Source organism: Oceanisphaera sp. IT1-181 (assembly GCF_033807535.1).
Taxonomy (GTDB): Bacteria; Pseudomonadota; Gammaproteobacteria; order Enterobacterales; family Aeromonadaceae; genus Oceanimonas.
Map to the genome: position 1 here is coordinate 2,222,512 of NZ_CP136856.1, position 18,892 is coordinate 2,241,403.

Genomic DNA, 18,892 nt, shown 5'->3' on the forward strand with positions numbered 1-18,892 from the left:
TAGTGTTTTAATATCAGTCTATGGTACAGACGATATCAGTTGACCAGTCACTGCTGTTTGAGATTTCTGCTATCTCTCGTGCCTTAATTACCTCAATCATCTGCTGTGGCAGAGCTTGAGAGAAGTCGAATTTTTGCTGCCCCCAGTGGTTAAACTTAAGACGCCAATACCCTACTCCTTGATCTAGTCTAATTAAAACCTGCTTACCCGACTGGAAGGTTAGCGTTAGCCTTCTTCTGTGCGCAATATGCTCATTAGAATGATGCACAGTCAATTCAAGATCGACTTCATGCAAATGTTTAAACAAGGTTAAGTAAGCTTTCTTGAATTCATCCTCACAATCCCAGTCATGAAAAAGCAGGTGCCCTGTTCTATCCTTATTCTTAAACGAAGTTTCAATCGTAACCCTTGGCTGGCTATCTTTGCAGAGCGGAAGCAACATATCGCCAAGTAGTATTAAAGATGCAGGGTTTTGCAGGTAACGATCAGTGTAATGAATACTCTCAATGGTATCGTTGAGTAAAAGCTGCTTTAGTTCTGCATTATTTTCTTGAACATATGACCAGAACCTATCACCAAACTCTTTGGCGACACCATTAAACTGTTCTGTTACTTCCAGCTGGGTACTGCCTATCAACACCGATTGAGACCAATCACTGGTACTAATCGGCTGTAATGCATACTTAGCTTCACTGGTACTAGTGACAACTATGCCCCTAGATTGATGCCAGTTTTCACCAGGTACAGACGAAAGTGACTCGGAGCAAGCCACAGTAATAATATCATGACCATTAAAAAGCTGTGCTGAGACTGCCGAATTATTCTGTGTCGTGGCGTGAAGCGTTGCACCTAACTGGACAAAGTGCAGCAAGTCTTGACGAATATCTACATCAAGATTATCTACGGGCAGTATCAGCTCTACTTTGACGTTGCTCTGTATCAGGTAACCTTCAATGACTCTACGAAACTGAGGCGCTATCAAATCCCAGTCTCGGACATCGCCTTTCAGCCAAACGGATAAACGGTCAGCACCTTTATTCACTTGCTCTCTGACCACTTCTTCAATAGTGCCGGGATAATAACGGCCCTTTTCAAGTAATTGTTCATTCGCTGGTAAACCAATGAATCGTTTAAAGTCATTCCCTAACCAATTTAGAGCGATGGTGCGATCAAGCTTGTCATGATCATGACGGCTTTGAGAGTCTAATAAGCACTCACTGCAAGAAGTCTCACAATGCGTGCAGTGTAAGTTATCTACCATCTTAGCTAGCAATTCTTCAATATGAAGAGCTGCGCTAGAGGCAAACCCTGCTCCACCGCTGATCACATCATAAAGCTGCAGTACCGTAACCCCATGACCACTTTCTAACTTCATCGGCCGCGTGGCATAACCCAGCTCAGAAGTAGAGATACCCAATATGCCTGCTAGTGCAGAACGTAGTGCTACCGCTAAGGTAATGGCGATGATTTTGGATTGTTCATCTTGCTCAGGAAGATATTCATGGGTTTGTGGGTGGCGCAGAATAAGTTCGAACACATCTGTTCTTGCCTGAAAACCAAGGTGCACACTTGGCATCAAGCGTGCCGAACCTTCACAGGGTAAGCGGTGTCCATTGCTATCTTTATCTGACTTGCTGGCTCGCAAGGGGTTATGATCTCTATCTGGCGATAGAGTATTAGGGAACTTGCCATTTTTATCTAATGACTCTGCTCGACCGCAGCTCATACATAACGCATAACCGGTGCCAGAATCACCAGAGCTATGATGAAAAACATGGCCATCGGATCCATAAGCGATAGAGCCAAGCAGTGGATTAGGTAACGGATGATAATCACTCTTTACCGACACCCAAGCTGGCTGAACTTGAATATAACGTTGATGATTAATATCGTTGGTAGGCGATTCGTAAAAATCGGTGGCAAAGCCTGACGGTTGTAATACTTTCCTGGTATTACCCCCCTTGATCGGTTGCTGGCACTTAATATTACTGCAACACAGATCACCAATATTGGTCTGCACACTGGTTTCATAACCCGTTTGACCACAGTGATCACAGCGCCATGCTAAATCAAATTTTTGCGCTTCGTGGCCAGAGGTATCAGACACATTATGCCAGTGCAGTGATACACCAGCGGATCGAAATACTCGGCCATCCAAGACAATTTCCGCCCCGGGCGCATACTCTCTGATGGCAATGGCTAAGTTGCGGGAAGGCAAGCCACGGTAACGAGAAATATTATCTTCACGATCCTCTTTTTCTTTACGGGGGCTTTTGTTAAAGCGAATAAAATCTTCGATATTATTATTATCGAAGTTCACCACATCGGTCGGAAACCCGTAGCCTGGCAAGAAAGTTTTAGCGGCCAAGTCTCGTAATAAGTACTCTCCACACAACCGAGCCAGTTCCATCTTTAATCGATAGCTAAAGGGAGTATCGCCCTGAGCCGTACTAAGCTCTGCTTGAAGGAACTCGTACTCTTTAAGCCAATAGTTTCTTAGCTCGGTAATTTTTTCAATAGCAGCCTCGCGCAATAAGATCGGTGAATGAGACGCCAGTGCCGTGCCTTTTACCAATATCTTAAGGGCTGAATCACAGTCAGGATCAGAGGAGCTAAGCCAATTGATAAACTTGGCGCATATCGAGTCATCACCAAGGTAGAACCACTCAGCATTAAGTGATGTTTTTTCTTTCGTGGTTCTACCTACTTTTTCTCTTAAAAATATAGATAACAGCAAAGAGTTAACGTGGCGTTGTACCAAGCGTACTGAATTTAACGCCACACTGGGTGCTGGGATCACAGTTTCAAACGGCCAAGATGGGTTTGCAAACACCTGTTTGTCGTGGGGGTTTGATTTACACAGCGTGTAGGCAAGGGCGCGCGACTCTTTGCTACGCCCTGCTCGGCCAGCTCGCTGCAAATAGTTAGCAGGGTGTGGCGGCACGTTATTCATCACTACCGCTGAAATACCGCCGATATCTACCCCCATTTCCATGGTGGTCGAGCAGTTGAGTACGTTAATTTTTCCTTTTTTAAACTGGCTCTCATAAGAGTCCAATCGTTCAGCAGATTGCTGGGCTGAGTGTTCTGCGGTGCGATAATAAAATCCGCCTTCAACTGCCCGGTCGTTAATATCCGTCCAGAGGTTTTGAGATCGTAACGCTTGAACATTATCATCATTTTTAACTTGCTCACGAACTTTAGCCAACCCTAGCTGATAATCTTCTTGCTCCGCACCAAACTGCCATACGGTAGGCAGTTCAATAGACGCACACCGATATGATTTTTTATCATCTTCAGTCAATGAGGCAAAGTCCATATGACCCGGCAGGTAAGGCGTTAGACCCTTAAAGGTAGTGTCGATCAATTTATGGGTAACGGGGCAAATATAAGCCTTGTCGCTAAAGGAAAAGGTTAGGTTTTCTCGCGGTAAATAAAACTGATTACTGTCTGATTTTAGTACATGCCCACGCTGAGTTAGGTCTAACCAAGCCGCATTAAGCCAAAGATTAACAGTGTCTATATCTTTTGGAGATTTGGGGTCAAGATTGGCGCCTAATAACAGCAGTTTTATTAAACGATTACCAGCACGACCATCACGAATTTGTGGCCAACGCTTAACACGCATCTCATCATCTTCTTTCGATGTTGGTGGTATTAAGTGTTTAGCTGAAAAGCGTGAGCCTATCCAATTACGCCAGCTAGCTTCAAGCTGCGTAAATGAGTTTTCTCGAACATAAAAATCAAGCGACATTTTAAGAAAATCGAGCCAGTCGTTCAAGGTCAGATTATGAGCCGCCCAGTACTCAGGCACCTTATTGATTAACTCAAGTCCTTGATAGTTAACTTTGACTAGGCCTTGTGTTTCAAGGCTATTCTGTCGCTTGGGTCTACGCATAAACTCGCGGAACAAAAGCATTTCAGCAAGTTGATAAGGTCCAGAAACCTTGTCAAACACCTCAGGGCTCAAGTAATGGTTGTAAGCCAAGATAGCGCCAGAAAGATCAGATTTCTCTCTTAACTCAGTAACTAACTCACTCCAACTTAAAGCTATCAATTGCTCAGGTATAGCTTCACCTTGCATACCCCTGGCTTTAACTTCTAAAGATTCAGCGTCTTGCTTAAGCTCCTCGGCTTTGCCAAAAAGCCCCATATTTTCATAAGTTTTGGCTTGTGAACGTACTTCTTTTGCCAAATCCAATAGTTGACTAAAATGTATCCCTTCCTTGGGTTGCTCCACCGCAGGCTGTTCATTTTGAGCTTGCCGTAATACCTCTATCACTAGCCCACGCAACCGTGAACGCTCTGCTTCCTGTTGCATACGTACCGCCATACGTGCAGCACCTTGACGACTGTCGGTAAAAGTGATCAGTCTACGGCCCCTCCCGGTCAGCATCAGAGGTCCTATCCCCTTATTTTCTTCATCTGATTTATAATCCGGACAGTGCTCTAAGATAGTAGGTACGGCGTTAGCCACATAAAAAGGCGCGCCCAAAAGTGCCCGACGAAGAGGGAAGCCGTTGTTGTAACCACTAAAATTACAGTTGGCACAAGCAGTTTTTTTATTATCAACTTGAACCATATGTTGTAGCGTAACTCGATTACCCGTACTGCCAATAATCTTGCCACTAATTTTATCTAAATTGACGGGTATATATCTATCTGTAGGTTTAACTGTAGCCGCTAGAATTTCAGGCAATTGCGCTGTGCTACTGAGAACTGCAATTTCTGTTTTATCTTGATCTTCAGTGGCCTCATGTTGCAAAGAAAACTCATCGCCGCCTGATGAATCCCATTGAATTAAAAAGCCTTGCTTATCACGGGCCAGTAAATGGGGCTCATTACACTCTTGGCAAAAGCTCAGCTCTAATACCAAAGAGCCACAATTACAGCGTTGGCGTTGGTTTACATAAACATTGCCATAAGGCCAAGCCGCTTTAAGTGCCGTACCTTGTTTTGCTGAGCACTTAGGATCAACACAGCTCCACAGTCCTTGAGTCATACGTTGAAAGAAGTGTGCTCTTAACTTAAGAAAAGCTGCATCATCTTCTGTTGGCTTAGTGCCGGATGCCACATCTAGCCAACGTAGCGCGGTTTGCTGGCTTAAACGTTCAGCCCCCGTTTCCACGCTCATCAACCTAGTAATTTCATTTAACTGCAGCGGCTTTTTAGCATTTACCAATACGTGGCGAAGTGCGCGCGCCTCACGAGAGTTAACTAAAGCCTGAAAACGCTCGGGCGACACATCTGTCGATTCGTCAACATCCATTGCCTCTATGTCTTCTAAGGCAAGTGATTCACCAGCAACAGCAGTAAGTTTAGGGACTTGGCGCTGACCACCAATCACTTCAATCTGTTCTGGCGAAACACCCGTTAAATCAGAGAGGAATTTTTTAAGCTGCTGCTCTGCATTATCGTCAGCGATAGTTGCAGAGGTTGCCACAAAGCGAACATCTTTAGCTTCCACACCAAAAGCATGTAACACACGGCGCAGCTGTAACGCCAACTCGGCGGCCTGAGAACCTACATAAGTGTGCGCTTCATCTAACACAATCCAACGTAATGATTTTTGCTGACGAGATATTTCAACAATAGGTGCATCAACTTGCCGCACCATCATATATTCAAGCATGGTGCCATTCGTCACTAAAATTGGAGCTGGCTCTTGTCTTAGTAACTCACGAGAGAGCACCTCATTCGTATCTTTCTGCAGTGTTCTAACCTTGCTGGCATGCTCTTCAGTGTTCCCGTTATATAAGCAGTAACGGATGTTGTTACCGAAACTTTGGGTCCAAGCAGCTAATCGCTCACGCTGCGAGTTGATCAAAGCGTTAAGTGGGTACAAAAACAGTGCGCGAACCCCAACTAAAGGGGCTTTTTTCTGTTGAAACTCTTCATATAAATCATTGAGCACCGGCACCATAAAGCACTCTGTTTTACCCGAGCCAGTACCACTGGTGACGATTATCGACCGCTTTTGTTCTAGCAATGTTTTCCAGCTAACCAGCTGATGCGAAAACGGATGGAAGTGTGAACCAAATCTATAACGGCCGTTCTGCTTACTATCAAGGGCTGCCACTACCTCTTTGCACAGCAGCTTACCGGTGCCGGCAAGATCTGCCATGGTGGGCGCTGCCTCTTCCCAGCCAAAGGTATGTTCAAATACCGGTGGTGCTAAAAACGCGCCTTCTTCACCACTTTCGGCACTCATTTGCTGCGCTAAATGCTCACGCAGTTGCGGATTAGTTATGCCTAAAATACTCAGTGTGGCTTCTTTAGAGCGAGTAACAGACTGCTCAACCATGCTTCTAAAATAGGGTTTCATTATTTACTCTCGTTAATTTTTTGATAGCTCAATAAGCAAAACTGAAACACAGGGCCAAACCAATCGAGATCAAATTCTCTCAGTTGACGAGCGAAGAAAATGTTTTCTGATTGCTTACCAAAAACGTCTTCACTGTTAGTTCGGCCTGCAGCCACGGCTGCGGCAAATATCGGCATATAAACGACGGCGTTATGGAATGACGAATGTGTTTCCAGCTGAATAGGCAGGTCTGTTTGCGAGCGAAACCATGCCAATAACTGTGGAGCAAAGCGCTCTGGCCACGCAGCCTCGAAATGATTACGCATTAAATCCTGATACCACCCATCAATGGCCATTTTCATCACAACAGCAGGTAATGGTTGAGGCAGTGTTTCGGTACTCAAATACTTACCTAAGTCTCCGGCGTAACTGGGTAAACTCTGAGCCAGCTTGGCACACCATTTATTAAACAAGTCATCAAGCATGCTCTCTGGGATACCCTTTTCCACTAACGCAGCGGCCAACTTCTGCTTAGCATTCTGTAAGTGCTGCAGCGGCAGAAACTCCCAAAACAAGGGAAAGTCGAGCTCAAGCTGGCGAATAAACTCAACTGACATTTCAAACTTAAACAACGCCATGGTTAAGGCTTGAGGATGTTTAACCAATGCCCGCCAGACCTCAAACGTAGAAAGAGGTAAGTAGCTATAGTTTTTATAAAGCGTGCGCAAAAATAGCCAGCCAGTATGCTCAGGATCATTGGCCATATTACTGAGCACATCATTAAAGGCTTGCGGATTATTTCTAGGATTAAATGCCGAGCAAGCTTGTTGCAATGTTCTTGCTTCGCTAGCTGGATCTAACTGGTGAACTGCGCCAAGAATAAAATTGGGACGAAATTTAACCGCTGACTGATTAGCAGGCACGATCAACCAAGGCCCATTTTTTTCTATGATACTAGGTAGCTCAAATTCACCGGTTTTCGTACCTTCTGATACTCTGGACGGTAATGGTATTGGATTTCTTTCTGGCTCATTAATCAGTATAAGCATCGGCTGAGGCATGGCATCAGCTCGCAATATCTCTCCACGAGAGAAGAGCAAACCTCTGTCTGAATCAATATTCAAATTAGTCGCATAACGCTGAAAACGATAAGAAGATTCTGCACCTCCGCCTTTAATCACCAGCTCTACTGCATGATCTAAATCGTGACTTAAAGACATTAACGCCTCAATTTCGTCCTTCATACTGTGCAGACTAATCTCTAACGGACCATCGATGGCCGTATAACGCCAGTTGTGCCCCACTGGCGTGGTGTGATTGCCTACTAGCCGTAGCTCAAGAGCATATCGAACAGGGTTGTCTTCACGTGCAAAAAGAAATAAGCGACTACCGAGTAAGTCTGAAGTCGTTAGCGATCGAGCAAGCGGCTTTTGCTCGCCGTCAAAAGCTAATACTCCAGAAGCAGGAAAAGGCAGCTCAAGAACAACTGGCTCACTCATTAAATTAAAAGTCACTTCTATTGCGACTCTGGCTGGTGGAATATTTTCAGCGGTCAGTTGTAACTCGATCGCGCCATCCGTACTCACCCGCCTAAATGTCATGCTTTCGTCTAACACACGAAAAATACACTTAGTAGCAGTGCGAAAAATGACGCTTCCCTGATTGGGCAGCTGGCTGGTTTTTAGTTCAACAGTAAAATCTTCAGGCAGAATTCCTACCTGTTTTCTAAGTAAGGTTTCTCCTTGGCTGTTTTTGACCGAGATAGACTGTCGACCATAACGAGCACTCAGAGGTAGCTCATGAAGTGGCTGGCCAGAAAGCCAAAGCTGTAAGCCCTGATGAGCGTGTAGCTCACCCGTTGCCCAACGAAAACTGGGCATGCCCGCATAAATAAGACTCGGCTTACTAGCCCAATATAATTCGCGGCCGCTTAACACTAACCCTTGGTCAGCGGCACTAACCACTCCGGTGCGAATACGGTAAACATCCTGTTGTGAGACGCTTATTTTTGCCTCACCGGCCAACATTTGGGTGCGATAACCAACAACAAGCGGCGCTTCTGTTAACTCTCCTTCTACCATCTCAATATCCGCAGACTCCGGAAGTAACAGCATTAGCTCAGCAGCCCGACTGGCAAAACTTGCTTGGCCTACCAGGCGCCATTTTTCGTGTACTAAATCAAAGCCCAGCGGCACTTCGCCCAGCTCCACACTACTGTGCTCAATGAGTAGCTTACTTAGCACCAAGCCACCTTGCATCGCAACAAAGTAGAGAGACTCACTAGGTGACTTACGGGGGCACTCTACCGCCTGTTGGCGAACACTTAATACGGCTTTGTGGTCTTTAAATTGAGCATATCCAACGCCTAAGTGAGCGACTTGCTTGTCGCCCTCAAAGAGCCCTAGCTCTAAACGACTCACACTGGTCACTTTATCTAATTTAAAAGTAATACTTTCGGGTAAAGTAATTTCAGTATAAATAGTGGCATTGTGCGGTTGAAGATAATGAATACAGGTTAGTCTTGCGGCTCTTCGTGTAACTCGCTTCGTCTCTTGGGTTGCACTATTCAACAGTCCTCGCAGAAAAGCCGCCCCCGTTTCATCATCAAGGGGGATCGGAAAATCGTCTCGCCATAGTGGATTAAGCCTGTCTAACTCGCGGGCTGGATCAGCCTTACTTTCTAGCCCATACAGCTGCACAAAACTGACGAGTCGCTCTACCATGCCGGCAATCAGCTGCACCGAAGTAGGTTGAGAGAACACTTGCGGCAACCCCGCTTTCTCTATCAAGACACTCGTTAACTCTGTAATAGACTTACCTAGCAGTTCAGCCTGATGGTATTGCTCAAGGATCTTTGAGAACAGTTGCTGAAAGCGACTACCCGCAAGATGCAACATCTTGAAAGGTAGTCCACCCTCACTAAATAAAGAGCCTAAAAAATTACGACGTTCTGTTTCAGAATAAATATGTACCGAACGATTCCAGTAGCCCACTAATCCTTTAGTGATGGCCCCTTCCAGCTCATTTGAGGTAAAAGTAACACCCAGCAACTCCCAGATTGGCTCCCAAGTCCAGCCATAATTTTGCTCATATTCACGTCGATACCACTCGGCGCAGAATAATGAAAATGCCGCTCCCAATGTTTTGTTCACATCCAAAACACCTGTTCTAAAATGCAGCTGTAAATTATTTTTCAGCTCTTCATATTCTATATTACTGGTGTGGTAAGCATAAATCGGACGACCATCTGCTTGTGTTAGCTGCCGCCTAATAAGGTAATTATTTAACCAGCCATTTAAAGAGACGTTAGCTAACATTACAGTCATAGTGCCCACCAATATTGATGATAATGAAGAGTAATATATTATTATCTAATCATTGTGCCTATTATTCGTTATCTTTAACAGCAGGCACATTAATAATTTTATTTACGATATATGTTCGAGCTCTAAGCTAGCAATGCCATCTAGATGCGGCATAGAAACAGCGGATATTCCCTGTAGTTCTCCACAAAGATTTACCATTTGATTGCTTATCCGAGTGATCTGCCCTTCTCTCTTTTTCCATATCCGTTGGAAAGCGCGTTTTTCTTTATCTAGGTCTTGATGCATTTCTTCGTAAGTTTCAACCATAGAGCGCACACGCTGAGCAAACTGATTGCTGCAGATGTAATCAAACAGAGCTTCTACCTGTTCACCTTTACCGGCAGTAATGGCGCGTTGACGCTGGGCTTCTATCAATACGGTACGCAGCGCTTCGCTTAACCCTTTGGCGAACTCAGGCTTAACAAGCCATACGCCTTCGTGAGTTAACATAGGCTCACTAATACCTGCGGGAAACACAGTACTAACTAATACGGCAATCTCGGCACCAGCTTCTTGTTGATCTTCTTTAAGTTTGGTAACCCAAGCCGATGACCAGTTTTCTGCTCGTTTAGCTTCCCAAATAATCTTGCCACAATCGCTACCGGAACGAAGTCTCACTAACTGCACCACATCTGCACCTCTAGCGCCTTTTTTGACTTCCGTTACTTCATCAAAGGGATAGCTTTGGCGCAGCATACCTTCAAGCTCAAGCTCTAACACTTCACCCCGCAGTTGCTGAGAGCCCTGCTCTAGCTTGCGAGTCAACTCATCATTAGATTTTTGTGCGTCAGCTATTTTCTTTTTTAGTTCAGCTTCACGTAGTGAAAAACTCTCTCGCACCTTACCTTCAATAGCTTGCCGCTCGCCTGCTAGTTTTCTCTCTAACTCCAGCGCCATATCAGCTTGCTGTTCTTCTAGTTTTTTCTGCTGTAGGCGCAGCGCTAATTCATTTTCACGGAATTCAGCCAGCTTTTGGTCTTTAGTCGCCAACTCCTCTTTTAGCACTTTGGCTTCTTGTAAGCTTTCTGCTCGCGCCTGTTCAACTGCTTTAATCTTCACTACTTCTAATTGACGATTGGCGCTTACTACCTGGCTCTGGCTATCAGTTAGTTGTTCATTAAGATCTGCCAGTTTACTTTCCAATTCACGAGCCAGCTTACGCTCTAGCTCTTTGCTAATACGCAGCTCTAAGGCCTGCCGCTCACTAGCCAGCACAGTCTGATACTCGTTTTCATAACGCTCAATGAGCTGATGGGAAAGCCCATCACGCAACATGAACTGCTTAACGCAATGTGGGCAGGTAATATCGGTTTGAGAATCTAAGCTGATCTTACTAATCATGGTATTGCTCCATCTTATTTAAGAAAGTGACATAAGAGATAGAGCAATAGGTAGGCCAACATCGCATTAAACAATAAGCAATTGATAAATAAGTAATTAAAAATTCAAAGCGATAACAAAAAACACAAATGTGTAATTTAATTTACTTTTAAGTAATTTTTCATGCGCACCAATAAAGCGCGTTAAGTATTAAGCTACACGGTTCTCTTAAGGTTAGGCATTCAACGTATCTACTAGCCTTTTTATTCTATGGTTTTGCGTACGATGTTTAAGCTCAGCTAGGAGCTGAACTTTTATTTGCCCGCGATGCCCACACTTTTCACTGAGTTCTTCTAGTTCTTCTATATATAAGGCGAGATAAGGCCTATCGGAACTCACACGAATCTTATCTTTTAGCCCATCAGACAATTCCTGAGTAGTTGATGACTCACTATTTATAGGGAATTTATTAACAACCTTATCAAGACGTACCATCTGGCCTTCAGAAAACGCTCCTTTAGATAGCTTTTTTTGTAGTCGCTTAAGGTCTACGCTATTCAGCTTGCTACTGTCCTTGCTATGTAAGCCAAATTTTTGAGCAACTTCAACTGCAGGTTTATATCCCAAATCTGCTGACCGCATCAGCATATACTCACCGCGCCTCTTCACCGCGACTGAGTTGGACTGAGAGTTGATAAGTGTGACCCCTAAAAGATACATAGCTTCTGGGTTTTCCACATCAGCGGCCAGATTAAGATTACGCAAGTATTGTTCTTGGTCTTCCATCACCTTAAATATTTTGGCCAACTGTAACTCATGCCAGCCACTGACTTTTAGCTCCGCATATTCTAAGCCTTTGATCCTCGCTTCTCGTGACCAAAAAGCAGTGTCCCATGCTTCTAGCTGAGACATGCGTTCATCGACTTGTTCCCGGGATGGTTTAGGCAGGCCTATCTTATGAGAGTAAGTAGCAACAGACTTAGGGAGACCATTAAAGTATTTCAAGCTTACATTGGGCTTTACACCGTGCTGCGTTCGAAGCATTAGCTCACAAAAATATTGCCACAACTTCACATGATCGTGAATGCTGCCACATGCCATATCTCTAATAGCTCTAAGGGTCAAATTACTGTCTTGCAGCAGCCTGTTCTTGTTTCTGCTGGTTGAGTAAAAAATTCTTATTTCGCTCGCATCACCCCGTAATACTTCAACGATTATTTTATCGTTGATTTCAAAAATACAAACCTCAGAGTTTTCGTCTGGATTATCCGGCAGCTTTATTAACTCAACCCCTTCTAATCTTCTTTCTAAATCTAGAACGTGATAGGTTTGGTACGGGATCAGTAAGCGAGTCTGACTAAAGTGTTCACTGTAGTTAGACCAAAACCTTGCTCTGCTTCTTAGCTGGCGAATATCTCGCTCACTCAGCGTCAGTAAATTAACTGCATAAGGCTCGCACATTTTATCCACTAATGAATTTAATGAATAATAACTGCTAAGTTTAAAAAGTTTTTTCAGTAAGCTCTTTGAAGTCGAGGCAAGCTCAAACCACAAGGTATCTTGGGCATTAGGCAAACAGTGTTCACTTAACCAACTATAAAAATCAGAAATAAACTGTTCATGCTCACTAAGCAAGGTATCACAAAATAGCACTGTTTCTTGGCGGGTCAGCTGTGAAGTGCAGCGCATTAGCCAAGCTACTTTTTTACTTTCTTGATGCTGGGTAGCGTAAGGCAGTATCTGTTTTACAAGGCCGCTTCTAAAAGTTGCAGGTGTCGGCATACCTAGAAACTTATGATATTCAAAAGGCGTGCGATTAGCCTGCACCGACATTTCCACACAAGCATTAAAATCCACTTCTCTCAGTGCCATCAGCCAGCTTACACGTTGGCTACTTACACCCTTCATTAACGGTGCCACTATCTCCAGGGTATCAATCATTTGCGCAGGAAATTTATCCTGTGCGCCTTCAAGATATAAAGCCGCTTGATGCAGCGCTATGCGACTGACTCGCTCATCTTCACTAATCGCCTGCCAGAGCAACATACAGGCTTCATCACAGAGTTCAGCGTCATCAATCTCTAACCTATCGCTAAATACTCCCAACCACTCCATTAAAGTGACAGCTTCCGCGGTACCGTTTTTGATCAACTTTAAGATCTGGCTCAACCTAAGCGGTGGGTATGAAGGCAGCGCACGCCCTGCTAGCACGGCGTCGATATGCGGCGAACTCTCCATAACGGTTAGGCTGTGCGCCTTAGGGATTAAAGGCGCAATAAAGAAAATCCCGCTATTCGTCGACATGCAATAACTCTCTTTGCCCGATCACTTTCTTAAACTCTTGGCCTTTAAATTGGAAACGGAACATCACCTTACGATCGGCTTCGCTCACTTTATCCTGTGTAGAATCTAAAGGCCCACGACCCGAGACCAATAGTTTATTAAAGAAGGCTTTCTTGTTATCAAATTCTAAGCTGTTCATGTATTGCGACACACTACTGGCCCGCAGCACACTCAAACGCATGTTATGGTCAAACTCACCTTCAATACTGGAGTGGCCTTCAACAGCCACCCTTACCACTTCACTCTCAGTTTCAGGTGATTGAAATACCGCACTGCTGTAAATGGGTATAAAAGTATCCAGAAATTCCATGCCAGCGCGTTTTAGTCGGTAGTCGTTCTTCTCAAACAATACCGAGTCTAAAATCGAGATATCGCCCGTTACCGGATCCGCTTGTACGCTGATATTAGCGGCACCTAAGGCGTCGTTAATAGTCTTGATGATCACCACTCGGTTATTTTGACTTTTTTCCGTTATCTCAGATATTTGCACCAAGGCACTGATCAATAAGAGTGCAAATATCATCAATAAGGCAGACATCAAATCGCCGATGGATAACCAAACACCGCTGTCATCAACATCTTGGCTGGCAGCAGTGGGTCTTATGGGAACCATCATAACGCTGCAGCCTTGTCATAAGACATATCCTGCAATCTAGCATCAACTAAGAAGTCAGCCGCCTGCGCCAGCCTATTGTGGATCTTGCTGGACGCCTCATCGAAGTTTTGGAAAAACAGCTCAGTACTTTGATTCGCGTGCGTAAAGTACTTTTCCATCGCTTTTGGCAAGCCTTCTGTCACTTCCTTAAAGGCTGAGCTGGCCTGAATATATTCTTTTTTCAGGTCGCCCACATGTCGTCCTATAGTATTGGCAACGTCTTGTAGCTGAGACATAGTGGCGGTTTCGGTCAAGCCAATGGCTTTAGCTAACTGCTCAATAGTGCGTGCGGACTTTTGTAATTGCTCGTGCTGAGCCGTCAGCTCTTGCAACAAGGTATGACGAGTCTGATATTCTTCTTCAAATACCTGCTTAAACTTATCTACGACTTCAACGAGGTTATTACGCTGCTTACCTAAGGTATCTTCTAACAGGTTGTTTTGATCATTAAAGAAGTTAGTCATGTTTTCCTGGTACTGGGTACGGAAGCTTTCTAGCTCACTTTGTACCGTTTTGGACATACTCAGCACCTTGGTATCAATATCACCTAAGCCGCGTTCGAGTTCTTCTCGGGCGCTTTGCATTAACTGGCCAGCTTCTTGGCCTGTCTTTTCCAGTATGTCCGTTTGACGATCAAAATTCGCACTGGTGCTGTGCAGTAATGCCTGAATGCGCGTCTCCATCTCACCAAACAAAGCACTTTCACTTTGTGCACGCAGATTCAGCGCTTCTTCTAACTTATCGCCCATGCCTTCAAACGCCAAGGTTGCGCGCTCGGCGCTGCCATCAAACGCGGTGCGCTGGGCCTCCATGCCTTGAATACTAATATTCAGTACATCTTCAACTTTAGTGGTAATGGCATGCATAGTGCTTTGCGTATCATCTTTAAAGCCGGTGAGTACCGTACTCAGTTGCTGAGCAAACGCCTGCAATTGTTGCATAGTGCTTTGGTTAAAGCTGTCTATGGTCTCTACGGTACGTGCTACTTCACTGAGTACCTGCGCGACGTTTTCATTCAGTTTTTCTGACACTTGCGTGTTAGCAGTAACGGCGGCCGTAGTCTTACTCAGCTCTTCGGTTACTGGCACAATCAACTCTTCTTTAATGGTGCCAATTAGGCTATTCAATAGCTGCTGTTGGTTTTCTTCTTTTATTTCACGAAATATTGTTAGCTCATTTTTAAACTCAGACAGCACTGGCACCACAGACTCTTTCATGGCTTGGCCGACTGAGCTTGAAATGCGCTCCGCCATACCGTCACCACTGAGGCTTTGGGTAACACCTTGTAGCTGCTCCATAAAGCTACCCAAATTCTGGCTCAGCGCCAGCATAGAAGCGGCACTTTGTTGTTGCACATCGGTATTGTCTTGTTTGTGGTTAAGCTCAACCAACTGCTTAAGATAATTTGTTGCAGACTCTTCTCTTAGTACTTGGCTTAACTTGTTATTAACCTTATCTATTTTCTGGTTTTGGCTTCTATTTGCATACTGCATATAAATCATAAAGATGACTGAAGAACCCAAGCCCGCTAGCGAAGTATAAAAAGCCGTTTTCATGCCATCTAGTAGCACTACCGCAGAGGTAATAAGAGAGGATGAGTCTTGTCCTACATCTTGTATATTAAAGCCGGCTAAGCCTAAGGTGATCCCTAAAAACGTGCCCGTAACACCCAAACTGGTAAGTAACGCCGGAGCACTTCTTCCTGGTGATTTAAACTCAGGGATTAATATTTGATACAAGGGCGCGCGAGTTAGATAAAGCCCACCTTGTTTTTCGATGATTAATTTATCACCTTGCAGCACTGTGCTTAAGTTTGCTCTCGCCCAGCTTTGGCCGTATTCAGTTAACTCATCACAACTTACTTCATCTTTACTCAGTAGCTGAGTGCTGAGAGTGTCCATTTCACGAACAATAGCACTGGTTTTTACAATCGCCTTTATTATGAAAGTCACAGCACAAACAAGCGCTAACACTATGATGGCGACGATAGGCCAAGTAAACCAATCAGATTCCATTTATAACGACTCCAGCTTTAATAAACTCACTAATTCTTGTGGATGGAACAACTGCTGAGCGATTCGCTCAGGCAGGTGCTCCGCATCTCGACGCACTACGCCGTTAATGGTGGCTGGATTGACCAAGCGCACGCTAAACAGCACTTCTTCATCAGTGCTATTTTCTAAGTCTCGGCGCAAAAAAGCCTGTTGTGGAAAGTCACGCAGCAGAGTCGCTTGCCAAGATGATTTTTGCAGCCTTAAGGCCTGAGTAATGGCATTTTTAGCACCAAAATCATCTCTGGCTATTTTCCAAGCATGGTTAAGCGTGATGATGCGCTCGATGACGTTATTAATGTCCATAATTAATATTTATAACAACTAACATCTTTCACCTTCATCTAAACAAGTGCAATTATAAAATTTATTAAAATATAAAATTATAGCGCCATAATATATAAAATAAAAAAATCAAATCATCCCTCTCACCTGTGAAGATATTTTATTAAACTCAGCAATTGCATCTAAAAGCTCTCTTTCCAACCTGACAACCTCTTTTCTTTTTTTAAAGAAACCAGTGACAATATCTAAACGAACATTTAATGGAGGAAGTGGTATCTTTATTTTAGAAAGCCTCGATATATTAAGGGATACATTTGCAGCCCCTTTCATATATGGCACAAGAACATCATCTTTATGAGTAACCAAGTATGCATATGCATACTTCAATAAGTCATCATCTTTATATTTATCTTTTATCATCATGACAGCCAAAATAGATGCGGCTTCAAACTTATCATTCACATAATGAATATGATTAATACTTGCATGGCCATGCCCAGTGGAAGAAACCAGAGGAATGCAAATGGCTTCACCATCGAATGAATAGCTAGGATATTTTTTAAACGCTCCAGATGAAGTTACAAATTCATAACCACTTTCAGTAGCGTTAGCTGCTCCCACACTTCCTTTTACTATGGTAAACAACTCACCAAGCCTTACAGTTTTGTATTCACTAGGATACTTATATTCTCGAAGATAAATATTAGGACAAAGGTCATAATCATTTTCTTTTATTTCAGAAAAAGAAACAAAGCGATATTTATTTCTTAGCTCACTATAATCACTATCAAACCTTGAGTTATAAAGATGCAACATTTCTGGAATTTCCGAACCTTCTACTGGCTCTTTTTTAGCTCCATCTGAATAACCATCATTTGTTAGCTTATAAAACCAAACATTATCAGTACTACCACCTTTAGAAAATATGAAGATAGCTGTCGCAACGCTGGCATAAGGTTTAAATACCCAATGAGGTAAGGATATTATTGCTTCCACTTGATTAGATAAAAGAGCACGTCTAAGATCTTTATGTGATTTACTCTCTCCTTCAAGCACGCCTAACGGTAAAACAATTGCAGCTTTGCCTCCTATTTTTAGCATTTTTAATATTAATGCTACAAACAAAAGCTCAGTTTTCTTGCTCTTAACTACCTGCAGTATTTTTGGGTCTACGTCTTCTGCATCTAAGCTGCCCGTAAACGGTGGATTAGCTAAAATAAGGTCAAAACCACCGTTCGCTTCTTTAGGGAAGCGCTCCGCAAAGCGCTGGCTTAAAGTGTCTTGATAATGAATATCTGGTTCGGCTACACCATGCATTACTCAGGGTGAGAGCGTGAACATATTGTTCTTAGCATACTAAGTTAGTCGTGTATAAAAAATAATCAATTTTGTATAGTGAGGTCATCTTTGTTTATTTTTTGCCCAACACAGTAAATCCAGCAACTAATATTTTATCCAAGTAAGCACAACTCATACTCGCCATTTTTTGCTTTCGACGAACACTGGCTTTCCTTGATGTCTCAGAGCGTATCATGTTGAGTGCTAAGTGACGGATGCTCGCCAGCACTTCAGCCCCATTCTCACGGTAAATGGGGCAGGCATCTTCTTTCATTGACACATCCAACACCCAATGCAGGCTATTTTCGATACCCCAATGCCCACGGACTGCCTTGCCGAAACGGATACTATCGAGCTCTGCTGAGCTGATATAGTAACGATACTCAAGCGAGGATTTACCTGATTTTTCACGACGATAGCCAATAGCCACCCCGATAGTTTTTAGGCCTTTCCAGTCAGGAAACTGGTGCGCTAAATCGCCTGCTGGCAATACATGATATTCTCGGATCTCAGTACGACCGTGCCCCTGCTCAATGTTGATCTTATCGGGGTTTGTGGAGACAGCTATGCTCGCTGATAGGGTTGTTCGCACCGCTTTAAACAACAACTCTTGATTACCTTTTACTGCCAGTAAATAGTCGCCACCTTGGTTGATAATAGTCTTGGCAATGTTGGTCTGACAGCCCATGGCATCAATAGAAATCAAGCATCCCTTGATATCCAACAACTTGAGCAGCGCTGGAATAGCGGTAATTTCGTTCGACTTGGCATTGGTTTTTAATTGGCCCATGACCACGCCATTAGCGGAGGAAAAAGCGCTGACCATATGGATGGTCGATTGTCTATTCTCTCTATCGTAAGAGCCGCGTAGTACCTTGCCATCAATGGCGATAAGCTCACCATCAGTACGGTGTGTTATCGACTGAACCCAGCGAATAAAGCATTGCTGAAACTGAACGGGATCGAGGCGGGAAATCACCCTAGCGATAGTATCGTGAACTGGCACTCCCTCTGGAAATAAGCCCTTTTTTTGAAACCAATTCAGGTGAGCACTCCCAAAGTCTTCGATGTCTTCCCAACCCTCAGCACCAGCGATGACAGCACAAATGGTGAGGAACAATACATCGAATAGCGGATAGATAATTTTGGCTGGTTGGCGAGGGTCGTCTATCTCACCAAAATACTGTGTAAAAGCATCCGTGTTCATCTAGGCTCTCCCAAAAGAGAGTAT

The 18,892-nt window shown here is 43.9% G+C and carries 9 protein-coding genes; all 9 read right to left on the reverse strand.

The window, feature by feature from the left end:
* Positions 1-13: 13 nt before the first annotated feature.
* Positions 14-6,325, reverse strand: coding sequence for a DEAD/DEAH box helicase (locus tag R0134_RS09925; RefSeq protein WP_319781762.1), 6,312 nt, complete (start codon positions 6,323-6,325; stop codon positions 14-16).
* Positions 6,325-9,630, reverse strand: coding sequence for an STY4851/ECs_5259 family protein (locus tag R0134_RS09930; protein ID WP_319781763.1), 3,306 nt, complete (start codon positions 9,628-9,630; stop codon positions 6,325-6,327). The genes R0134_RS09925 and R0134_RS09930 overlap by 1 nt, the downstream gene beginning before the upstream one ends.
* A 102-nt stretch (positions 9,631-9,732) precedes the next feature.
* Positions 9,733-11,010 carry a DUF2130 domain-containing protein gene (locus R0134_RS09935; protein ID WP_319781764.1) on the reverse strand — a complete coding sequence of 426 codons (1,278 nt, stop codon included), beginning with the start codon at positions 11,008-11,010 and terminating at the stop codon, positions 9,733-9,735.
* A gap of 213 nt (positions 11,011-11,223) precedes the next feature.
* Entirely contained in the window at positions 11,224-13,293 is a 2,070-nt protein-coding gene (locus tag R0134_RS09940) for an EH signature domain-containing protein (RefSeq protein WP_319781765.1), read from the reverse strand.
* The gene (locus R0134_RS09945) at positions 13,280-13,948 is read right to left on the reverse strand and encodes an OmpA family protein (protein ID WP_319781766.1); all 669 of its coding nucleotides are present in this window, start codon (positions 13,946-13,948) and stop codon (positions 13,280-13,282) included. Before R0134_RS09945 ends, R0134_RS09940 begins: the two co-directional genes overlap by 14 nt.
* Complete coding sequence (locus tag R0134_RS09950; protein ID WP_319781767.1) at positions 13,945-16,002, reverse strand: hypothetical protein; 2,058 nt, start codon at positions 16,000-16,002, stop codon at positions 13,945-13,947. Before R0134_RS09950 ends, R0134_RS09945 begins: the two co-directional genes overlap by 4 nt.
* Entirely contained in the window at positions 16,003-16,344 is a 342-nt protein-coding gene (locus R0134_RS09955) for a hypothetical protein (RefSeq protein ID WP_319781768.1), read from the reverse strand.
* Between the two features lie 108 nt (positions 16,345-16,452).
* The gene (locus R0134_RS09960; protein ID WP_319781769.1) at positions 16,453-17,640 is read right to left on the reverse strand and encodes an N-6 DNA methylase; all 1,188 of its coding nucleotides are present in this window, start codon (positions 17,638-17,640) and stop codon (positions 16,453-16,455) included.
* 94 nt (positions 17,641-17,734) lie between these two features.
* A complete protein-coding gene (locus R0134_RS09965; protein ID WP_319781770.1) occupies positions 17,735-18,868 on the reverse strand; it encodes an ISAs1 family transposase in 1,134 nt (377 codons plus the stop codon).
* Positions 18,869-18,892: the final 24 nt, after the last annotated feature.

What these genes read in the sequence shown, in the direction of transcription:
- R0134_RS09925 (WP_319781762.1), bottom strand. Translation starts at nt 6,325, where the DNA reads ATGAAACCCTATTTTAGAAGCATGGTTGAGCAGTCTGTTACTCGCTCT.
- R0134_RS09930 (WP_319781763.1), bottom strand. Translation starts at nt 9,630, where the DNA reads ATGACTGTAATGTTAGCTAACGTCTCTTTAAATGGCTGGTTAAATAAT.
- R0134_RS09935 (WP_319781764.1), bottom strand. Translation starts at nt 11,010, where the DNA reads ATGATTAGTAAGATCAGCTTAGATTCTCAAACCGATATTACCTGCCCA.
- R0134_RS09940 (WP_319781765.1), bottom strand. Translation starts at nt 13,293, where the DNA reads ATGTCGACGAATAGCGGGATTTTCTTTATTGCGCCTTTAATCCCTAAG.
- R0134_RS09945 (WP_319781766.1), bottom strand. Translation starts at nt 13,948, where the DNA reads ATGATGGTTCCCATAAGACCCACTGCTGCCAGCCAAGATGTTGATGAC.
- R0134_RS09950 (WP_319781767.1), bottom strand. Translation starts at nt 16,002, where the DNA reads ATGGAATCTGATTGGTTTACTTGGCCTATCGTCGCCATCATAGTGTTA.
- R0134_RS09955 (WP_319781768.1), bottom strand. Translation starts at nt 16,344, where the DNA reads ATGGACATTAATAACGTCATCGAGCGCATCATCACGCTTAACCATGCT.
- R0134_RS09960 (WP_319781769.1), bottom strand. Translation starts at nt 17,640, where the DNA reads ATGCATGGTGTAGCCGAACCAGATATTCATTATCAAGACACTTTAAGC.
- R0134_RS09965 (WP_319781770.1), bottom strand. Translation starts at nt 18,868, where the DNA reads ATGAACACGGATGCTTTTACACAGTATTTTGGTGAGATAGACGACCCT.